Origin of the sequence: Ralstonia soli, assembly GCF_023955655.1 — a bacterium.
GTDB classification, from domain to species: domain Bacteria; phylum Pseudomonadota; class Gammaproteobacteria; order Burkholderiales; family Burkholderiaceae; genus Ralstonia; species Ralstonia soli.
Window position 1 is genome coordinate 601,276 of the sequence record NZ_JAMXHT010000005.1, and the last position, 18,520, is coordinate 619,795.

Below are 18,520 nucleotides of genomic sequence, written 5' to 3' on the forward strand. Positions count from 1 at the left end.
GGCGGCCTCAGAGCCGCTTGGCCTGCCGTTCACCATGCAGGTGCCGATGGACGTCGTGCGTGACGAAGCCGGAGTCGTTGTCCGGCATGGCAAGCCAGTCCGGATGCGAGAGCGATTCGCGTATGTCGGCCAGGCCCGAGGCCCAGTGGTCGCGCATGGTCGACGGCCCGAACTGGATGTCCTTGCCCGGGCCCTCGTGTTCCTTGGCTGCGTAGATCAGGTGGAAGACGTTGTAGCGCTTGGTGCAAGCGAGCTCCTGCGCGTCCTTGTACCACTGCGTGCGCGCGAACTCTTTTGGCGGCAAGTGATCAAGCAGCTTGCGCACCAACCTGCGCGTCGATTGCGAACGCTCCATCCAGTCGGTCACAAGCCGCGTCCGGCTGGAGTACTGCAGGTCTTTCTGACGGCTGGCCACGCCGATCATGGTGTCGGGCACCGGCCCCACCGCGCTCCACAGATCCACCTGAAACACCAGCGTGTCCTTGCGCGGCTTCGAGCCCAGCACGTACGACAACGGCGTGTTGGAGACCACGCCGCCGTCCCAGTAATAGTCGCCGTCGATCAGCACGGGCGGAAAGCCCGGCGGCAATGCGCCCGAGGCCATGAAGTGCTCGGGGCGCAGGCGGCGCTCGGTGTTGTCGAAGGCTTCCAGATTGCCGGTGCGCACGTTGACGGCGCCCACCGACACGCGGATGCCGCCGTCGTTGATGCGGTCGAAATCGCACAGGCGTTCGAGCGTGGCCTTCAGCGGTGTGGTGTCGTAATAGCTGGCGTCGAGCGGATCGACCTCGTTGGCCGGCAGCGGCGGGGGAATGCGCGGCGTGAAGAAGCCGCGCTGGCCTTCGAGCAGGGTGTCGGCGGCCTGCATGGCGGTCAGCCATTTGCGCAGATGCGCGTTGCCGTCAAACCAGGCGTTTTCCAGGATGTCGGGCAGCGGCGGCGAGAAGCTCGGCTGCGTGATGGTCTGCCAGAACTCGCGCAACTTGGCCTGCCGATCCTTGGGCGCATTGCCCGCAATGATGGCCGTGTTGAGCGCCCCGATAGAGATGCCCGCAATCCAGTTCGGCACGATGCCGGCTTCGTCCAACCCCTCGAACACACCCGCCTGATACGAGCCGAGCGCGCCGCCGCCTTGCAGCACCAGCGCGATGTTCTCGTACGCAGGCAGCACGATGCGCTGTGCGGTGGTGGCAGGCGCATCCACGGGGCGGGACGATTCGGCTGCGGTAGGCCGCTTGCTGGCGACCGAGCGTGATTTGGGTGCGGGCATGTCTGCTTCAGCCTCCTTGCTTGATGCGCGTGGCGCTTATTGCATGAACCAGCCGTGGCTCACCACGAACGACTGGCCGGTGAGCGCCGCGCTCGGGAAGGTTGCCAGAAAGCGCACCGTCTCGGCCACGTCTTCCACGGTGGTGAACACACCATCGACCGTATCACCCAGCATGACTTTCTTCTCGACGTCTTCTTCGCTGATGCCCAGTTCCTTCGCTTGCTCGGGAATCTGCTTTTCAACCAGCGGCGTGCGCACGAAACCCGGGCATACGACGTGCGAGCGCACGTTATGCGCCGCGCCTTCCTTGGCGAGCACCTTGTTCAGCCCCAGCAGCGCATGCTTGGCTGCCACGTAGGCCGACTTCAGCGGCGAGCCCTCGTGCGAGTGCACAGAGCCCATGTAGATCACCGTGCCGCCGCGGTTGTCCTTGTACATGTGGCGCAGCGCCGCGCGCGTGGTCAGGAACGCGCCATCGACGTGGATGGCCTGCATCTTCTTCCAGTCGGCAAACGAATAATTTTCGATCGGATTGACGATCTGGATGCCCGCGTTCGAGACCAGGATGTCGACCGAGCCGAGCTCAGCCGCCACGCGGTCGATGCCGGCATCCACGGCCTGCTCGTCGGTCACGTCCATACGCAGGCCGATGGCGCGGCCACCCGCATCGGTGATTTCCTTGGCGACGGCCTTGGCGCCGTCTTCGTTCAGGTCGACGATGGCGATGGCCGCGCCGGAGTTGGCCAGCGTGAGCGCGATTTGCTTGCCGATGCCGCTGGCGGCACCCGTGACGATGGCGACTTTGCCTTTCAAATCTGACATGTTGTGCTCCTAGAGGGGGGAGGGACGGAAGAGGGTTACTTGGTGAGGTAATCGAACACGACCTCGCCCATGCCAAGGGTCAGGTCAGCAATGATGTGCCGAGCTTCGACAATTTCCAGCACCGGCAGTTCGGCCACCGGCGCCAGCGCGTGATGTGCCAGCTCCAACGAGGCAGGCCCGGTCCAGGCGCCCTTCATCTCGATATCGATCATGAAATTGCGCGACAACTCGCAGATGCGGGCGGTCTTGCCGTCCACGTGCGGAATGATCTTGAGCAGATAGTTGGGCAGCTCCAGTCGGCGCTTCTGCTCGGCCAGATCCAGCTCGCGGTGCTTATAGCCCATCGTGCCGGTGGCAACGCGCACAGGGCCGTAGTCGAGCGTGCCGATCAGCGTGTCCTTGTCGGTCTCTAGCTTGGGGCTTGCGAGCTTCTTGGGAAAGCCCCACATCTCCCGGCCGCCGGCCAGGGGCGGGTGGTCATCCAGATACATCGCCAGCGTGTAGGTGCCGGGCTTGCCTTCGTAGGTGACGGGAATGACCTGGCCGCTTTCGGTGTAATCGCCAAAACCGGTGGAGTCGGCCATGCGGATGAACTCGTAGCTCACCAGCGGTTCGGGCACCTCCAGCGGCTCGGGCACCATGGCGCGCAGCTTGGCCGGGTCGGTGCGGTACGTGATGATGAAGAACTCGCGATTGATGAACCGGTACGGGCCGGGTGGGTAGGCGGGGCTCGTGAGCGGCATCGCGAAAGCGGTTTCGCGGACGGTTTTGATATCCATGGCACTCCTTGTGCGTTGAGAGGCAGGAACGGCGTCAGGCAAGGCGTTGGAATAGCTTGCCAAGCGTTTGTGACGCTGCGTCCCTGCGGTCACGTTATTGCGTTTGCAAGCGATAATCGTAGCCAGGAGTGTTCGACTGTGGATAAATTCGCAACGTTAGTTGACGGGCACAACGTGCTGTTGCGCCCCTTGAATCCCGCGCGGTCAGGCGCAGGAGAGGAAATCCCACAGTGCCGGTTCGGCGGAATAGGCCACGTTAAATCGCAGCCATGGGCTGGCTTCATCATGCGGCCGGAAATACTGGCCGGGGGCCAGCCAGATGTTGTGCCGAATGGCCTGGTCGGCCAGCGCGGAGGCATCCGGATGGCCGGGCAGCCGCGCCCACAGGAAGAGGCCACGCCCCGGTGTGTCGAACAGCTCGGCGCCGTGCTCGCGCATGACGGCTTCCACACCCGCATGTGCCTCCGCCAATCGGGTAATCAGGCGCGCCACGTGCTCGCCATAAACGGGGCGGGTGACAAACGCGTGCACGATGCGCTCCGTGATCTCCGACGAGGTGAGCGCCACCGCCATCTTGGTGCGCGCCAGTTCGCGGGCGATCGCCGCATCGGCCACCACGTAGCCCGCGCGCAAGGACGGCGAGATCGTCTTGGAGAAGCCGCTCACGTACAGCGTGCGGCGCAGGCCGTCGAGTGCGGCCAGCATGGGCGCGGCCGGGTCGGCGAGTTCGCGGTGCAGGTCGTCTTCGACGATCCACAGGCCGTGCTGCTCGGCCAACTGCAACACGCGGTAGGCATTCTGCGCGGTCATTGAAGAACCAGTCGGGTTCTGCAGCACAGAGCTGGTGAAGAGGGCGCGCGGGCGGTCGGCATCGTCGGTGCGCAGGATGGCTTCCAGCGCCGCAGTGTCCAACCCGTCGGGCGTGCGAGGCACGCCGACCACGCGCAAGCCTGCCAGCTTGAGCACCTGGAGCACGTTGCAGTAGCCGGGGTCATCCACCGCCACCACATCGCCGGCCTTGAACAAGGTGCGGACGATCAGGTCGAGCGCCTGGGTGGCGCCGCTGGTCAGCAGCACCTGTGAGCGTTCGACCGGCAATCCGCGCAGCGTGAGCGATTGCGCAACGTGTTCGCCCAGCGGCGCATAGCCCCACGGGTGCCCGTAGCCCGCCACACGCAGTGCGGAGACGCGGCTCACCGCACGCATCGCCTCTTGCACACCGCGCTCGTCCAGCCAGTCGTTCGGCAGCCAGCCGCAGCCCGGCTTGATGGCAATGGAGCGATCGGCAAACACATCCGACAGCAGCCACGCTGCGTTCAGCTTGGGCGGCTCCCAGCGCGGGGCGACGGGTGCTGGCTGGGCCGCTGCACGCGCGGCTACCAGGTAGCCCGAGCGCGGCCGCGCCACGATGGTGCCCAGCGCGGCCAGGCGCGTGTATGCCTCCGCCACCGTGAACGTGCTCACGTCGTGCGCCTGGGCCAGCTTGCGCACCGAGGGCAGCCGCGTGCCGGGCAGCAAGCTGCGGTTGTCCACCGCCGCACGAATGCCTTGGACGATCTGGTCGACCAACGTACGCTGAGGATGAAGGGGATCGAGTTCGAGGTGTTCGAGTGGCATGTTGCGATGCAGCAAGGCGAGGGTCACCTATACAGTTTCTTATAGAACCGTCATCTGTGCATGTCCGCGTCGCGTGTGACTCTGTACAGTTGGCTCGAACCGGGCACTTGGCCTGCGCACTTGTTTTTTCCGGAGACGCTGATGAAACCCGCACCGCACCCGCTGGAAACCACGGATCTGTCCTACTTCTGGATGCCGTTTACGGCCAACCGCCAGTACAAGGCCGCGCCGCGCCTGCTGACGTCTGCCCAGGGCATGTACTACCGCGACGCCGACGGCCGCGAAGTGCTGGACGGCACGGCCGGCCTCTGGTGCGTCAACGCGGGCCACGGCCGCAAGGAAATCGTCGATGCCATCGCCACGCAGGCGGCCACGCTCGACTACGCGCCCACCTTCCAGATGGGCCACCCGATGGCCTTCCGCGCCGCAGAAAAAGTGGCCGAGATCATGCCCAAGGGGCTGAATCGCATCTTCTTTGCCAACTCCGGTTCGGAAGCGGTGGATACGGCGCTCAAGATTGCGCTGGCTTATCACCGTGCGCGTGGAGAAGGGCAGCGCACGCGCCTGATCGGCCGTGAGCGTGGTTACCACGGTGTCGGCTTCGGCGGCATTTCAGTGGGCGGCATTTCGCCGAACCGCAAGGCGTTCTCGGCCAACCTGATTCCGGGTGTGGACCACCTGCCGCACACGCACGCGCCTGAACACAACGCATTCTCCAAGGGCCAGCCGGCCTGGGGCGAGCATCTGGCCGACGAGCTGGAGCGCCTGGTCACGCTGCACGACGCGTCGACCATTGCCGCCGTCATCGTCGAGCCGCTGGCCGGCTCCACGGGCGTGCTGGTGCCGCCCAAGGGCTATCTGCAGCGCCTGCGCGCCCTGTGCGACAAGCACGGCATCCTGCTGATCTTTGACGAGGTCATCACGGCTTTCGGCCGCCTTGGCGCGGCGACCGCGTCGGAGTTCTTCGGCGTCACGCCGGATCTGCTGACGATGGCCAAGGGCATCAACAACGCTGCCGTACCGATGGGGGCGGTGGCCGTACGTCAGTCGGTGCACGACGCGGTGATCGATGCCGGTGCGCCGGGCGCCATCGAGCTGTTCCACGGCTATACGTATTCCGCGCACCCGCTGGCTGCGGCTGCGGCCGTGGCGGCGCTCGACCTGTATCGCAGCGAAGGTTTGTTCGAGCGTGCCCGTGCGCTCTCGCCCGCGTTCGAAGCGGCCGCGCATTCGGTCAAGGGCGCCCCGCATGTGACGGACATCCGCAACCTGGGCCTGGTTGCCGGCATCGAACTGGAATCGCGCCCGGGTGCCGTTGGCGCGCGTGCCTATGAAGTCTTCCTGAAGTGCCTGGAGCGTGGCGTGCTGGTGCGCTACACCGGCGACATCCTGGCGTTCTCGCCGCCGCTCATCATCGACGAAGCGCAGATCGCGCGCATCTTCGACACCGTCCGTACCGTTCTGCAAGAGGTAGCTTGAAATGAACCGACCGATTGATCCTGCTGTTACCGAGTCTGTGGTCAGCCACTACATCGGCGGCCAACGCCATGCCGGCGCAGGTGCCCGCAGCGCCGATGTGTTCAATCCGGCCACCGGCGCCGTGAGCGCCCAGGTGCTGCTGGGTGGAAAGCCCGAAGTGGATGCCGCCGTGGCCGCCGCGCGCGCCGCTGCCGCCGACTGGGCCGAAACCTCGCCGCTCAAGCGCGCGCGCATCCTGTTCAATTTCAAGGCGCTGCTCGACCAGAACCACGATGCGCTGGCCGCATGCATCACGCGCGAGCACGGCAAGGTGTTCTCCGATGCCAAGGGCGAAGTCACGCGCGGCATCGAGGTGGTGGAATTTGCCTGCGGCATCCCGAACCTGCTCAAGACAGAATTCACCGACAACATCGGTGGTGGCATCGACAACTGGAACCTGCGACAGCCGCTGGGTGTGGTTGCCGGCATCACGCCGTTCAACTTCCCGTTCATGGTGCCGATGTGGATGGCGCCTGTGGCGCTGGCGTGCGGCAACACGTTCATCCTCAAGCCGAGCGAACGCGACCCGAGCGCCAGCCTGATGATCGCCGACCTGCTCAAGCAGGCTGGCCTGCCGGATGGCGTGTTCAACGTCGTGCAAGGCGGCAAGGATGCGGTGGATGCGCTGATCGCCCACCCGGACGTGCAGGCGCTGTCCTTCGTCGGCAGTACCCCGATTGCCGAATACATCTACGCCGAGGGCACCAAGCGTGGCAAGCGCGTGCAGGCCCTGGGCGGTGCCAAGAACCACCTGGTGGTCATGCCCGACGCTGATCTCGACCAGGCCGTCGATGCGCTGATCGGCGCCGGCTATGGTTCGGCCGGCGAGCGCTGCATGGCGATCTCGGTGGCCGTGGCCGTAGGCGATGTGGCCGACAAGCTCGTGCCGCGCCTGGCCGAGCGTGCGCGTGCGCTCAAGATCGGCAACGGCATGGAAGCCGACAGCGAAATGGGACCGCTCGTTACGGCGGCGCACAAGGCCAAGGTAGAGGGCTACATCGCGAAGGGTGTCGAGGAGGGCGCCAAGCTGGTGGTGGATGGCCGCGGCCACACGGTCGACGGCCATGCCGAAGGCTTCTTCACGGGCGGCACGCTGTTCGACCATGTCACGCCCGAGATGACGATCTACAAGGAAGAGATTTTCGGCCCGGTGCTGTCGGTGGTGCGCGTGCACGACCTGGCCGAGGCGGTGAGCCTGATCAACGCCCACGAATTCGGCAACGGCGTGTCGTGCTTCACCAGCGATGGCGGCGTGGCACGTGCCTTTGCACGGCAGATCCAGGTCGGCATGGTCGGCATCAACGTGCCGATTCCGGTGCCGATGGCCTGGCACAGCTTTGGCGGCTGGAAGCGCTCGTTGTTCGGCGATCACCACGCCTATGGCGAAGAGGGTGTGCGTTTCTACACGCGCTACAAGAGCGTGATGCAGCGCTGGCCGGATTCGATCGGCAAGGGTGCGGAGTTCGTCATGCCGACGGCCAAGTAAGCGCACCGCGCATCAACAACAAAGGGAGGCACTGCCTCCCTTTTTTTGCGCCTGTGCAACTGCGCGGGCCGGATTGAAACCGGGGTGTCATAGTGGCTTGATGTTGACGGCGATCAACTCGCCGTCCGGCCCGACCTCCACGTCAAAGCTGACGCGCTGGCCTTCATGGAAGGTCTGCGAGCGCGAAAACTGGATTTCCGAATCCCGGATAAAACTCGGGGCAGCGTGCATTTCTGCAGCTGCCCCGGCGGGCGGATCATATTGAACAGCGTGATCTTCAATTCGGCTGGCCATTGCATTCTCCCGAGAGAGGTTTTGTCAAACCGGGGAGCCGTCTCCGACAGTCCTCGGCCGCTTGATGGCAAACACGTACTGAACAACCTTTGTACAACCTGATTCCTTGGGGCTTCCGACCGGCGCGCCTCCTGCCCGGAGGGTGGCGCGCCGTCCTGCTTGTCGCTTGGGCGACCCTGGCTCTGCCTTGTGCCCCGGCTTTCGGATTAAGCCGCCTGGATATTCGAGGCTTGCTTACCCTTCGGGCCTTGCGTCACCTCGAAGGTGACCTTTTGGCCTTCCTTCAGGGATTTGAACCCCGCCATGTTGATTGCGGAAAAATGTGCGAAAAGGTCCTCGCCGCCATCATCCGGGGTAATGAAGCCGAAACCCTTTGCGTCGTTGAACCACTTGACGGTACCAGTAGCCATGATCTTGAGTCGTGAAGTTGAGAAATCGATCGACTGCCCGCCCAAGAATGCAGCAGGCAGACCCGGCCAAACCAGCCAAACGATCGTTTGCTGAATATATGCTTGGCGCGTCTCCCCGTCAAAGTCTGTTTTTTTATCCCTTTTGTTTGGAAGGCGCATGGGCCGCGTCTGTTGGGGGCGCAGCAGGGTCGGCGCGTTCTCGCCATCGGTGCAAACACCCGCGCAAAACCGAGCGTTTTCACCTAAGCTTTAGTGGCTTTTGCCGCACTCTACCTCTGCCGACGCGGGGGGCGGGAGGTGCCGCAGGCGGCGCACGAAAATTGCGTGCGCCCCCGTCGTTCCAGTCGCAGCCCAAACATGACGACCGTAGCAGCCAGCACAATCAAAAAAAATCCCGCGTTGATGGCCACCATGGTGGGCGCGATCGGCGTGGTGTTCGGGGACATCGGTACCAGCCCGTTGTATGCATTGAAGGAATGCTTCAACCCCGAGCATGGGGTTCCGTTCTCTGACCAGACTGTCTACGGCATCCTGTCGATGCTGTTCTGGGCGATGACGCTGGTGGTCTCCATCAAGTACGTGCTGTTTGTCATGCGCGCCGACAACAACGGCGAAGGCGGCATCCTCGCGCTCACGGCGCTGGCCATGCGCGCGAGCAGCGGCAGCGCCCGGTTCACGCGCACGCTGATGCTGCTCGGCCTCCTGGGCGCCGCCATGTTCTACGGCGATGCCGTCATCACGCCTGCCATTTCGGTGCTGTCCGCCATTGAGGGGATGGAGATCATGGCGCCTGCGCTGCAGACATGGGTGTTGCCGCTGGCGCTTGTGGTGCTGATTGCCTTGTTCCTGATACAGAAGCAGGGCACGCATGTGGTCGGACGCCTGTTTGGGCCGATCATGGTGATCTGGTTTGTGCTGCTGGGGTTGATGGGGCTGGTCTCGGTGGTCAAGTCACCGCAGATTCTGGTGGCGCTCAGCCCCGTTTATGCCATCGAGTTCGGCTTCCGGCATACGGTGCTGGCCTTCGTGGTGTTCGGCTCGGTGTTCCTGGCGTTGACCGGCGCCGAGGCGCTGTATGCCGACATGGGCCACTTCGGCGCGCGCCCGATCCGCTACGCGTGGTTCTACATTGCCATGCCGTGCCTGCTGCTGAATTACTTCGGCCAGGGCGCTTTGCTGCTGCGCGAGCCAAGCGCCGTGCAGAACCCGTTCTTCCTGCTGATGCCGAACTGGGCCGTGGGTCCGATGGTGGTGCTGGCCACAGCCGCCACCGTCATCGCATCGCAGGCCGTTATTTCGGGCGCGTTCTCGATGACGGCGCAGGCGGTGCATCTGGGCTATGCGCCGCGCATGAAGATCCTCTATACGTCGGATGTGGAAATCGGCCAGATCTACGTGCCGGTGGTCAACTACATCCTTTTGCTGCTGGTGGTGGCGGTGGTGCTGGCCTTCGGCAAGTCCGACAACCTCGCTGCGGCCTACGGCATTGCCGTGACGACCACCATGGTGCTGACCACGGGGCTGGTGACGGTGGTCATGCGCAACGCCTGGAAGTGGAGCCTGCCGCTGGTGGCCTGCATCGGCGCGGTATTCCTGGCGGTGGACCTGTCGTTCTTCAGCGCCAACCTGCTCAAGATTGCGGCGGGCGGCTGGTTTCCGCTGCTGCTGGGCGGCTTGATCTTCTTCCTGATGGTGACGTGGCACACCGGCACGCAGCTGTTGAAGGCGCGCAACGTGGAGGGCGGTATCCCGCTCGAGCCGTTCATGGAGGGCCTGCTGCGCCATCCGCCGTATCGCGTGGACGGCACGGCCGTGTATCTCACGCCGAGCATCGAATTTGTGCCGCTGGCGCTGCTGCATAACCTCAAGCACAACCACGTGCTGCACAAGCGCGTGCTGTTCATTCACTTCCGCACGCTGGCGGTGCCGTACGTGGACCCCGCCAAGCGCATGGTCATCAAGACGCTGGGCGACAACATCTACACGGCCGTGGTGGATTTCGGTTTCAAGGAAACGCCGGCCGTGGACGAGATCGTACGCAGCGCCGGTGAGCGGCTCGGCATTGTTTTTGAAGACATGGAAACGTCGTTCTTCATCACGCGGGCCACGGTGGTGCCGTCGCCGCTGCCCGGCATGGCGATGTGGCGCGAGTCGCTGTTTGCCTGGATGCAGCACAACAGCGCCAAGCCGTCGGACTTCTTCCGCATTCCCGCCAACCGGCTGGTGGAGCTGGGCAGCAAGGTGGAAATCTAGAAAAGACAGCGCCTGCCCCCGAAAGAAAAATAGCCCTCGGTGGAGGGCTCAACAGTGCTCTGCCAGGAGTGGGGCAGCACTGAAATACACGGTCATCTGTGCAACGAAGATCCGGCTCTCGCGGCCAATCTCAGAACAGATGATGAATCCCGGTGAGGACGACCGTCTGCCGTTTGGACGACGAAGTGCCGATTCCCAACGTGCTCGCCACGGCGCCCTGGGACGCCTGCTCCACCATCAGGTCGGCATACAGTTGCGTCGTCTTGGACAACGCGTAGACGTTGGCGAGCGTCAGCTGTGTCCACCGTTTTCCTGACAGCGTGGTGGTCCACGCGCCTGCGTCGATCTGGTACGCGGGGGTGAGCTGGAAATTGATTCCGCCATCGATGGTCCGGTAGTTGTCCATCTGGCCATTGCGCTCGATGCGGACCTGGGTGACGAGGCCGTGCAGCGTGATGGCTCCGAGCCGGTAGCTGCCGCCGATGCCGGCGTTCTTGACGCGATCGGCCACGAATGGTGCGCCCCCGGCAAGGTTGACGCCCTGGAACGTGGTCAGCCCCAGGCCGCCCGCGATGTTCAGCGTGCGGCGCTGATATTCCGAATATGCGGCCGCGAGGTTGAGCGGGCCATTCGCATATGTCGCGCCGAAGCTGATGCTGTGTCCGGTCGTGCTGCTGGCGGTGTTGGTGAAGCCATACATGGCGCCAAACGTCAGGCCGGAATACGTCTGGCTGCGGAACTTGACCGTGTTCGTGAGTTGCACGGGCACCGTGTTGCCCAAGCCGTCGATATTGCCGGGGTGGAAGGCAGAAAAATCGCCCAGCGCCTGCGCAGTGGACAGGGGCCCGAGCATCTCGAAGTGGAAGTCGGTCTGACGGCCCAGCGTGATCGTGCCGATCCGTTGATCGGACAGCCCGACGTAGGCTTGGCGGTTGAACAGCGTGCCTGCGCTCGACATTGCACCGCTGATGGTTGAGAAACCGGACTCCAGCTTGAACACCGATTTCAGTCCGCCGCCCAGGTCCTCGACACCCATAAGCCCCCAGCGGTCTGCCTGGTACGTGCCCTGCTGCGCGAGGAAGGCGGAACTGCCATGCAGGTTGCTGACATAGCCGATGCCGGCATCCAGGCTGCCGTAAAGCGTCACGCTGCTCTGCGCATGCGCACCGGCAGCCACCCCCAGCAGTGGGAGAGCGATGCAACGCAAGCTTTTTTTCATAGGGTCTCCTCCGTTTTCTAATGGGTATGTGCGGCTGTGCCGCGATTTACAGCAATGTCTGATACAGGATGGCGGCACCCGATACGATCGCGAACGCCATCACGCTGATGCGCAGGATTCGGCCGTTGAAGTGGTGGTGGATGTGCTGGCTGACGAACGCGCCCACGATGACCGCCGGCACGAGTTGCAATGCCGATACGAATTTGTCCGGCGTGATTTGCCCGGTGGTGCTGAGCATCGCCAGCGAAACGGCCTCGCCGATGGCGAAGCAGAGCGCGATCGTCGAGCGCAGCGCGGGTGCCTGGTGGTGCTGGAAGACCATGGCCAGTGCGGGGCCGCCGATGCCGGTTGCGGTCTCGGTAATGCCGGTCACGGCGCCCGCGGCCATGAACGCGTTACGGCCCGGCGCAAAGGCTGGAGCGCACAGGGTGGCCACCGCCGCGGCGATGGTCGATGCGCCGATGAACAGATTGAGATCGTGCGTCGAGATGCGCGACAGGATCCAGACGCCGCCCACTGCGCCGGCGATGCGCCCTGCCGTAATCCAGATCGCTCCGTTCGAATCGAGGGCAGGGCGTTCGCGCCAGGCCAGATACGCGTTCAACGGCAGCATCAGGATCAGCAGTGACACCGGCAGCAGGCCCGGGTCCACAAGACCGATGACCGGTGCGGCAATGAGGGCGAACCCCACACCGACGGCGCCCTGCACAAATGCGCCGATCGCGACCGTCGCGGCCAGGAGGGTAAAAATGGTCAGACTCACAGGAATTCTCGCTTCTGGGTTGGGGTGTCTTTCACCGGTCGGTGGTGGCGTTGGTGATATCCGTGGCGTGCTGTACGCGAATGTCCGACCAGGAGGGTGAGTGAACCCGCTGGATCGGGGCGCGCGCGACCACTTCGGACGCCGCTTCGTCGACCTCCTTCAGGAAGGCCCGGGCGTCCCAGTCCAGCGGCCACCCCTGCCACAGGCGCAGCCGGCCCGCGACAAAGACGGCGTCGATCTGGCTGCGGTTGGCAAGCCGGACCAATTCCCAGTTGAGGTTCCAGGAGGGCCGCATTTCCGGTACGTCGATGTCGACGAGCAGAAAGTCAGCGGCCTTGCCCGGTGCAATGTCGCCGGTGAGTGCGCCAAGGCGCAGCACGTTTGCGCCGCCACGCAGTGCGTGGTTCAGCCACAGCTCGCCGTCACCGCAGGCGGAATCACCGGTTGCAAGGCCGAAAGCGAATCGCTGGGCGGACTCCGCGGCATCGAGCAGCCGGAAGGCGTCGCTGCGTGTGCCATCCGTCCCCAGTCCGACACGGATGCCCAGCGCCGTCATCTGCATCGCGGGCGCCACGGCATTCCCCTTCCACGAACTGGCGACGGGGTTGTAGCTGACCGCCGCCCCGGTATCGCGCAGCAGGTTCAGCTCGGTGGGCGTGACCAGCGTCGCGTGCGCGATCAGCGTCTGCGGGCCGAGTGCGCCGGCATAGTGAAGATGCTCGATCGGGCGCATCTTGCGTTGAACGATCGACCGCTCGACAGATGCCAGATGTTCGTTTGCGTGTGTCTGGAAGATCGTGCCGGCGTCTGCGCACAGTGTTGCGGCCGCTTGCAGCATGCCGTCGGAGCCGGCTTCGGGCACGGAGATGGCCAGCGACGGATGCACGAGCGGATGGCTTTCCCAACGGGCAAGATGCTTGCGTGCGCGCTCGAGGATGGCGGCCCGCTTGCGGGCGTCAATGTCGTCGGCCATGTCGTTGCAGATCAACCCAAGCACGCACCGGATGCCGACATCCTGCGTTGCAGCGGCAACGGCCGTGGCATCGCCGTCTGCGCGCGTACCGGCGTCGCATACCGTGGTGAACCCGCCGCGCAGCGCCTCCAGTGCGGCCAGCTTTGCCGACATGTACAGCAGGTTTTCATCAAGGCAGTTTTCCAGCGGCACCCAGATGCGGCGAAAGATCTCCGAGGGCTCGCCGAACGCCAGTGCCTTACCAAACGACTGGGTGAGGTGATGGTGGGTGTCGATGAAGCCCGGCATGATCAGCTTGCCCGGCAGGTGGATCGGCGCCAGGTGCGGGTAGCGCGCAATCAGGGCGTCGGCCCGATCAATGTCGAGAAAGGTTCCGTTGGCGACGACCGCGCCGTGCCCTTGCACCGGCCCCTTGTCCAGCAGGAGGTATTCGGGCAACAGCAGCAGTTCGTCTGCGCACAGGTCAGTGCAATGCGGGCCGTGCGGTGCAGGGGTGGAGTTGGCAAGGGAGACCATGGGGATTCCGTTTTTTTGGGGTGAAAGGCGGGTGGTCAGTGGCAGGCGTGCTTATCGCGTCCTGCCGTTTCGAGATGCATGGCCTGGTTGGCGGTGCCTCGTACGGGCCAGTGCAGGTGTTCAAAGAGGATGTTGACGAGCACGGCCGTCAGCGCGCCCATGGCGAGCCCGTTGTTGAGCACGATTTGCAGCGTGGCGGGAAACCGGCTGTAGATGCCCGGCACAACGATCGGGAGCAGCCCCATCGTCAACGCGGCGGCGAGGGTGTACATGCCGGAGCGGGCGCGCAGGTCGACTTGGCGCAGCAGGTTGATGCCCATCACGCCGATGATCGAAAACACGACCAGGGCTGTTCCACCCACGACGGCGGCTGGAATCGCGTTGGCCAGCCGGCCCAGCGGCGCCAGCAGTGCAATGACGATCAGGATCACGCCCGCCGTGGCCGTCACGAAGCGTGACCGGACGCCCGTGGCCTGGACGATGCCGATGTTCTCGCTGCTGGTGATGATCATCGACGTGCCAAACAGTCCGCCCAGCACCGACATCACCGCATCTGCGCGAATGGTCTTCGGCACCATCACGCGCGGGTCGATTTCCTTGCCCACGACTTCAGCAATGGCGACTGTCTGCCCAGTTGCTTCCGCCATCGAGATCACGCTGAAGATCAGCAGGGGCAGGGCGGCCAGCAGGTCGAAGTGCGGCATGCCGAACGGCAGCGGTGTGGGCATCGTGATGACCGGGCCGGACCAGACATCGGCGAAGTGCATCAGCCCCAGTGCGGCAGACAGTCCGGCACCGGCCAGCATGCCGAGCAGCACGGCCAACTGCCCGAACATGCCCTTGAAAAGCCGCGCGAACAGGATCGTGAAACCGACCGTTGCCAGTGCCAGACCGATGCCGAGCGGGTTTGCAAAGTCGGGTGTGCCCGGCCGGCCAACGATGACGCCGCCGTAGATGTTGACCAGGTTGATGGCAACCAGAATGAGCATCGCGCCAATGACAATGCGCGGGAAAAATTTCAGACAGCGTGCAAAGACAGGCAGCAGCAGGAAGTAGAACAGGCCGGCCAGGATGACGGCTCCGGCGGCGGTTTGCAGATCCGTCTGCTGCGCGATGAGGACGAACAGCACGAGCGGCGCGCCGCCGGGCACCATGATGAATGGCAGACGCGCACCGAACCCGCGCGGGCCAAACGACTGCAGCAGGCTGCCCAGGCCGCAGACGAGGAAGGTGGCGCTGATGAGGTTCACCGTCAGGCCCGACGCGAGCCCGAGCGCCTTGGCGACGAGGAACACGGCCGTGATCGGCGATGCCGCCACCACCATCACGTGCTGCAGTCCAAATAGGATGAGTTTGCGAAGCGGCAATCGCTCGTCAACGGCGTGCGCTGGCTGGGTGTTCGTCATGGTGGTCTGTCTCCTGTCTCCCGCGCGGGAGCGGTGGGCTCCAGTGCTGGGCTGCTCCGGTATCCGGATGCGATGGTTTAGGTTCCCAAATCGATTTGGGGTGGGCGCCCAAAAAAGGGGCGACGCCCCAAATCGATTTGTTAACTTAGAATGCTGCGATAGAATCCAGCTGTCAATTTTTATTATTTATCGGTTCCTTGCTGCGATAGGTGGCCCTGGCACCATCCAACTGGCAGGAGCACCATCGCGCTTTCCGACGACAGGAACATGGGGACATCCATCGAGAGCAACAGCATGCAGACCCCAGCGTCACCCAAGCGGCGGCCCACGATTGCCGATGTCGCCCGGGCAGCAGGGGTCTCCCCGACGACGGTGTCGCATGCGCTGAACGGCAAGGGTTATGTCGACACGCACACCCGCGAACGTGTGAAAGAAGCCGCACGTGCGTTGGGCTATCGCCCGAGCATCCGGGCTCAACGCCTGCGCACCGGGGAAGCGCGTTCGATTGCGCTGATTTCGTCGATGCCCTATGAGGTGGCCGGTGGCGCGTCGCGTCTCGGCTTCCTGATGGAGGTGGCGGCGGTCGCTGCCGGCAGTGCACTGACACGCGGCCTCGCGCTGGTGCTGGTACCGCCCATGATGAGCGGCCGCCTGCCGCTTGAGCAGCTCGATATCGACGGCGCGATCGTGATCGAGCCCACGGCAGGCGACCCGAATGTCGAGCATCTGCAGGAACGCGGCCTGCCCGTTGTGTGTCTGGGGCGGCAACCCGGCAACGATGCGGTGCCTTACGTGGATATTCATTCATCAGCGACGACCGAGATGCTGCTGCGGCATCTGAGCGACCAAGGCAGTCGACGCATTGCCCTGCTGATCGGCGCCCAGGAACGCAACTCCTACATCGAATCCAGAGCCAGCTACGAGCAGTTTTGTGCCGAGCACGGGATGGTGCCGGTCATTGCCGTTGCCGATGAATCAGGAGGCGAAACAGCCGGGGCGGCGGCCTGCGCCGCGTTGCTCGAGGCGCATCCCGACATCGACGGACTGTGCGCACTGGTGGACGCCTTTGCGGTGGGGGCGGTACAGGCCATCCGCAGCCGCGGGCTACGTGTGCCCGACGACCTCCGGGTGGTGACGCGCTATGACGGTATCCGGGCAAGAAGCTGTCAACCGCCGTTGACGGCCGTGGATCTGCATTTGGACGACATGGCCACGCAGGCGGTTGCCCTCCTGTTTGATCACCTGGGCGGGAGCGGGGATGCGCGCCGTTCCGTCGCCCCCGCCGTACCGACGCTGGTAGTGCGGGAGTCTTCGGCAGGCGTTGCGCCCCCGGCAACCTCCATCTGATACCAACGACAAGGCGTGTCGAGGGGCCTGCAGCTCAGGTGAAGCGGGTGACCGCGTTGCCTCGGCAGAACGCCAGCAGCGTGAGGTTGCCTTCCTTGGCATGGCTAATCGCCATAGAAGACGGCGCGGAGATCGTGGCCAGCAGCGGCACCCCCACATGCACGCACTTGCGCGCGAGTTCAAAGCTTGCGCGGCTCGTCATGACGATGAAGCCATCGGCGGGGCGGATGCCGAGGCGGGCCAATCGGCCGATCAGTTTGTCCAGCGCGTTGTGGCGGCCGACATCTTCGAGCACGTGGACTGGCGCGCTGCCACCGGCAGGCACCCAACCCGCGGCGTGCAGACCGCCTGTGAGTGCATTGGCCGCTTGATGGGCTGTCATTGCCTGCATGGCATCCAAGACCTGCGCATCGGCGAGCGATGCCATCCATGCAGGCTGCGCGAGCGGCATGGGTGCGGCTTCAAAGGTTTGCAGGCTTTCAATGCCGCACAGTCCGCAGCCGGTCGGGCCGGCCAGCGCGCGGCGGTGTTCCTTTAGGCGCGCGAAGCATCCTGAGGCGATTTCCGCGTGCACTTCGAGCCCGTGCGGGTGCGCTTCTACGTCGGCGCCACGCCAATCGGCACGGCTGTCGATGATGCCTTCGGATAACGCAAAGCCCAGCACAAAGTCTTCCAGGTCAGCGGGCGAGGCCATCATCACCGCATGCGTGATGCCGTTGAAGACCAGTGCCACCGGCGCCTCTTCTGCGACGGCGGTGGTGGTGTCTTCCTGCGTGCCGACACGCGTGCGCCGCGTTGCGGTGGCGGAGACGACGGGCAGGCCGGTTGGATGGCGGGTGAGGGCAGTCATGCGGTGAAATCGGGCAAAACGCGGCCGGCATCGAGCAGCACGACAAGCCAGCGTGCGTCCTCCATGGAAACGCACAGCAGGCCGGCATCGGCCAGCGGGTGCAGTGCGCGCAGGACCGTGCTGGCGCGCTCGCCCACGCGCTTGGTCAGCCACGGCAGCGAGACGGGCTTGCCGGCCTCGGTCTCGCGCAATGCCGCCAGCAGCGCCAGTTGCAGCGCAGACCAGGCCGGCCCGGTTGGCATCAGGCTTCGGCCGTGGTGGCCGTTGTCGTATCCGCGGCGCGTTGCACCTGGCTCGGCACCAGCATCACCGGAATCGACTTCGATGTCGGCGTGCGCGCCTGATCGGCCACGGAAGACAGCGGCACCAGCGGATTGGTCTCGGGGTAATACGCCGCCAGGCACCCACGCGGGATGTCGTACGCCACCAAACGGAAACCATCGGCGCGGCGCGTGGTGCCGTCTTCAGACAGCGTGACCATGTCGACCCAATCGCCGTCCTTCATGCGGATCGTGTGCAGATCTTCCTTGTTGATGAAGACCACGCGGCGTTGGCCGAACACGCCGCGATAGCGGTCATCCATGCCGTAGATCGTGGTGTTGTACTGGTCGTGCGAACGGACCGTCGCGAGCGTGAAGACCGTCGCATCGGCATGGCGCTCGCGGGCGCGGTGCACGGGCGTATCGGTCGGCACGGCATGCGCATGGAATTCCGCCTTGCCCGACGGCGTGCTCCACACACGTTCCGATGCGGTGTTGCGCAGGCGGAAGCCGCCCGGCACGCGAATCTTCTCGTTGAAGCCGGCAAAGTCGTCGAACACGGCTTCGATGCGCTCGCGGATGCGGTCGTAGTCCTCCACCAGCCAGCGCCAGGGGATGGGGCTCTCGGGCAGTGTCGCTTCAGCCAGCCGCGCCACGATGGCGGGCTCCGACAGCAGGTGCGGCGAGGCCGGCGGATTGATGCCCGCCGACATGTGCACCATGCTCATCGAGTCTTC

General features: G+C 64.5%; 17 protein-coding genes. 4 read left to right on the forward strand and 13 right to left on the reverse strand.

Annotated elements, in window-relative coordinates:
• Positions 1 to 7: 7 nt before the first annotated feature.
• The 4 genes from NG900_RS15840 to NG900_RS15855 all read right to left on the reverse strand — a co-directional run bounded on the left by NG900_RS15840 (position 8) and on the right by NG900_RS15855 (position 4,488).
• The gene (locus NG900_RS15840; protein WP_252682086.1) at positions 8 to 1,270 is read right to left on the reverse strand and encodes a DUF3734 domain-containing protein; all 1,263 of its coding nucleotides are present in this window, start codon (positions 1,268 to 1,270) and stop codon (positions 8 to 10) included.
• A 36-nt stretch (positions 1,271 to 1,306) separates the two neighbouring features.
• Complete coding sequence (locus NG900_RS15845) at positions 1,307 to 2,092, reverse strand: 3-hydroxybutyrate dehydrogenase (RefSeq protein WP_252682088.1); 786 nt, start codon at positions 2,090 to 2,092, stop codon at positions 1,307 to 1,309.
• A gap of 35 nt (positions 2,093 to 2,127) precedes the next feature.
• Complete coding sequence (locus NG900_RS15850; RefSeq protein ID WP_252682090.1) at positions 2,128 to 2,871, reverse strand: acetoacetate decarboxylase; 744 nt, start codon at positions 2,869 to 2,871, stop codon at positions 2,128 to 2,130.
• Between the two features lie 204 nt (positions 2,872 to 3,075).
• Positions 3,076 to 4,488, reverse strand: a complete 1,413-nt coding sequence (locus tag NG900_RS15855; protein ID WP_252682092.1) for an aminotransferase-like domain-containing protein — start codon at positions 4,486 to 4,488, stop codon at positions 3,076 to 3,078.
• A gap of 141 nt (positions 4,489 to 4,629) precedes the next feature.
• Between NG900_RS15855 and aptA the strand changes: the two genes are divergently transcribed.
• Positions 4,630 to 5,967, forward strand: coding sequence for an omega-aminotransferase AptA (gene aptA, locus NG900_RS15860; protein ID WP_252682094.1), 1,338 nt, complete (start codon positions 4,630 to 4,632; stop codon positions 5,965 to 5,967).
• Position 5,968: 1 nt separating this feature from the next.
• Positions 5,969 to 7,492 (forward strand): CoA-acylating methylmalonate-semialdehyde dehydrogenase, encoded by a 1,524-nt coding sequence (locus NG900_RS15865; RefSeq protein WP_252682096.1) that lies wholly within the window; start codon positions 5,969 to 5,971, stop codon positions 7,490 to 7,492.
• Positions 7,493 to 7,579: 87 nt separating this feature from the next.
• Here NG900_RS15865 and NG900_RS15870 read toward each other — a convergent pair whose 3' ends face one another.
• Together NG900_RS15870 and NG900_RS15875 are read right to left on the reverse strand one after the other, a co-directional pair.
• Complete coding sequence (locus NG900_RS15870; RefSeq protein WP_252682098.1) at positions 7,580 to 7,786, reverse strand: cold-shock protein; 207 nt, start codon at positions 7,784 to 7,786, stop codon at positions 7,580 to 7,582.
• Between the two features lie 206 nt (positions 7,787 to 7,992).
• Positions 7,993 to 8,196 (reverse strand): cold-shock protein, encoded by a 204-nt coding sequence (locus NG900_RS15875; RefSeq protein WP_252682193.1) that lies wholly within the window; start codon positions 8,194 to 8,196, stop codon positions 7,993 to 7,995.
• 357 nt (positions 8,197 to 8,553) lie between these two features.
• Here NG900_RS15875 and NG900_RS15880 point away from each other — a divergent pair, with 357 nt between their 5' ends.
• Complete coding sequence (locus NG900_RS15880) at positions 8,554 to 10,449, forward strand: potassium transporter Kup (RefSeq protein ID WP_252682100.1); 1,896 nt, start codon at positions 8,554 to 8,556, stop codon at positions 10,447 to 10,449.
• 130 nt (positions 10,450 to 10,579) lie between these two features.
• Here the strand turns inward: NG900_RS15880 and NG900_RS15885 are convergent, their stop codons facing one another.
• Genes NG900_RS15885 through NG900_RS15900 form a run of 4 tightly spaced genes read right to left on the reverse strand, consistent with a single transcriptional unit; the run spans position 10,580 to position 15,326 of the window.
• The gene (locus NG900_RS15885) at positions 10,580 to 11,668 is read right to left on the reverse strand and encodes a porin (protein ID WP_252682102.1); all 1,089 of its coding nucleotides are present in this window, start codon (positions 11,666 to 11,668) and stop codon (positions 10,580 to 10,582) included.
• Between the two features lie 46 nt (positions 11,669 to 11,714).
• Complete coding sequence (locus tag NG900_RS15890; RefSeq protein ID WP_252682104.1) at positions 11,715 to 12,431, reverse strand: sulfite exporter TauE/SafE family protein; 717 nt, start codon at positions 12,429 to 12,431, stop codon at positions 11,715 to 11,717.
• Between the two features lie 31 nt (positions 12,432 to 12,462).
• Entirely contained in the window at positions 12,463 to 13,920 is a 1,458-nt protein-coding gene (locus NG900_RS15895) for an amidohydrolase family protein (protein ID WP_252682106.1), read from the reverse strand.
• A 35-nt stretch (positions 13,921 to 13,955) separates the two neighbouring features.
• Positions 13,956 to 15,326, reverse strand: a complete 1,371-nt coding sequence (locus NG900_RS15900) for a uracil-xanthine permease family protein (protein WP_252682109.1) — start codon at positions 15,324 to 15,326, stop codon at positions 13,956 to 13,958.
• 267 nt (positions 15,327 to 15,593) lie between these two features.
• Between NG900_RS15900 and NG900_RS15905 the strand changes: the two genes are divergently transcribed.
• Entirely contained in the window at positions 15,594 to 16,673 is a 1,080-nt protein-coding gene (locus tag NG900_RS15905) for a LacI family DNA-binding transcriptional regulator (protein ID WP_252682111.1), read from the forward strand.
• Between the two features lie 34 nt (positions 16,674 to 16,707).
• Here NG900_RS15905 and fdhD read toward each other — a convergent pair whose 3' ends face one another.
• From fdhD to NG900_RS15920, 3 genes are all read right to left on the reverse strand, one after another.
• Entirely contained in the window at positions 16,708 to 17,523 is an 816-nt protein-coding gene (gene fdhD / locus NG900_RS15910; protein WP_252682113.1) for a formate dehydrogenase accessory sulfurtransferase FdhD, read from the reverse strand.
• Positions 17,520 to 17,765, reverse strand: a complete 246-nt coding sequence (locus tag NG900_RS15915) for a MarR family transcriptional regulator (protein WP_252682115.1) — start codon at positions 17,763 to 17,765, stop codon at positions 17,520 to 17,522. Before NG900_RS15915 ends, fdhD begins: the two co-directional genes overlap by 4 nt.
• A partial coding sequence (locus NG900_RS15920) for a molybdopterin dinucleotide binding domain-containing protein (RefSeq protein WP_289813817.1) occupies positions 17,765 to 18,520 on the reverse strand: 756 nt, incomplete at its 5' end. The genes NG900_RS15915 and NG900_RS15920, both read right to left, overlap by 1 nt.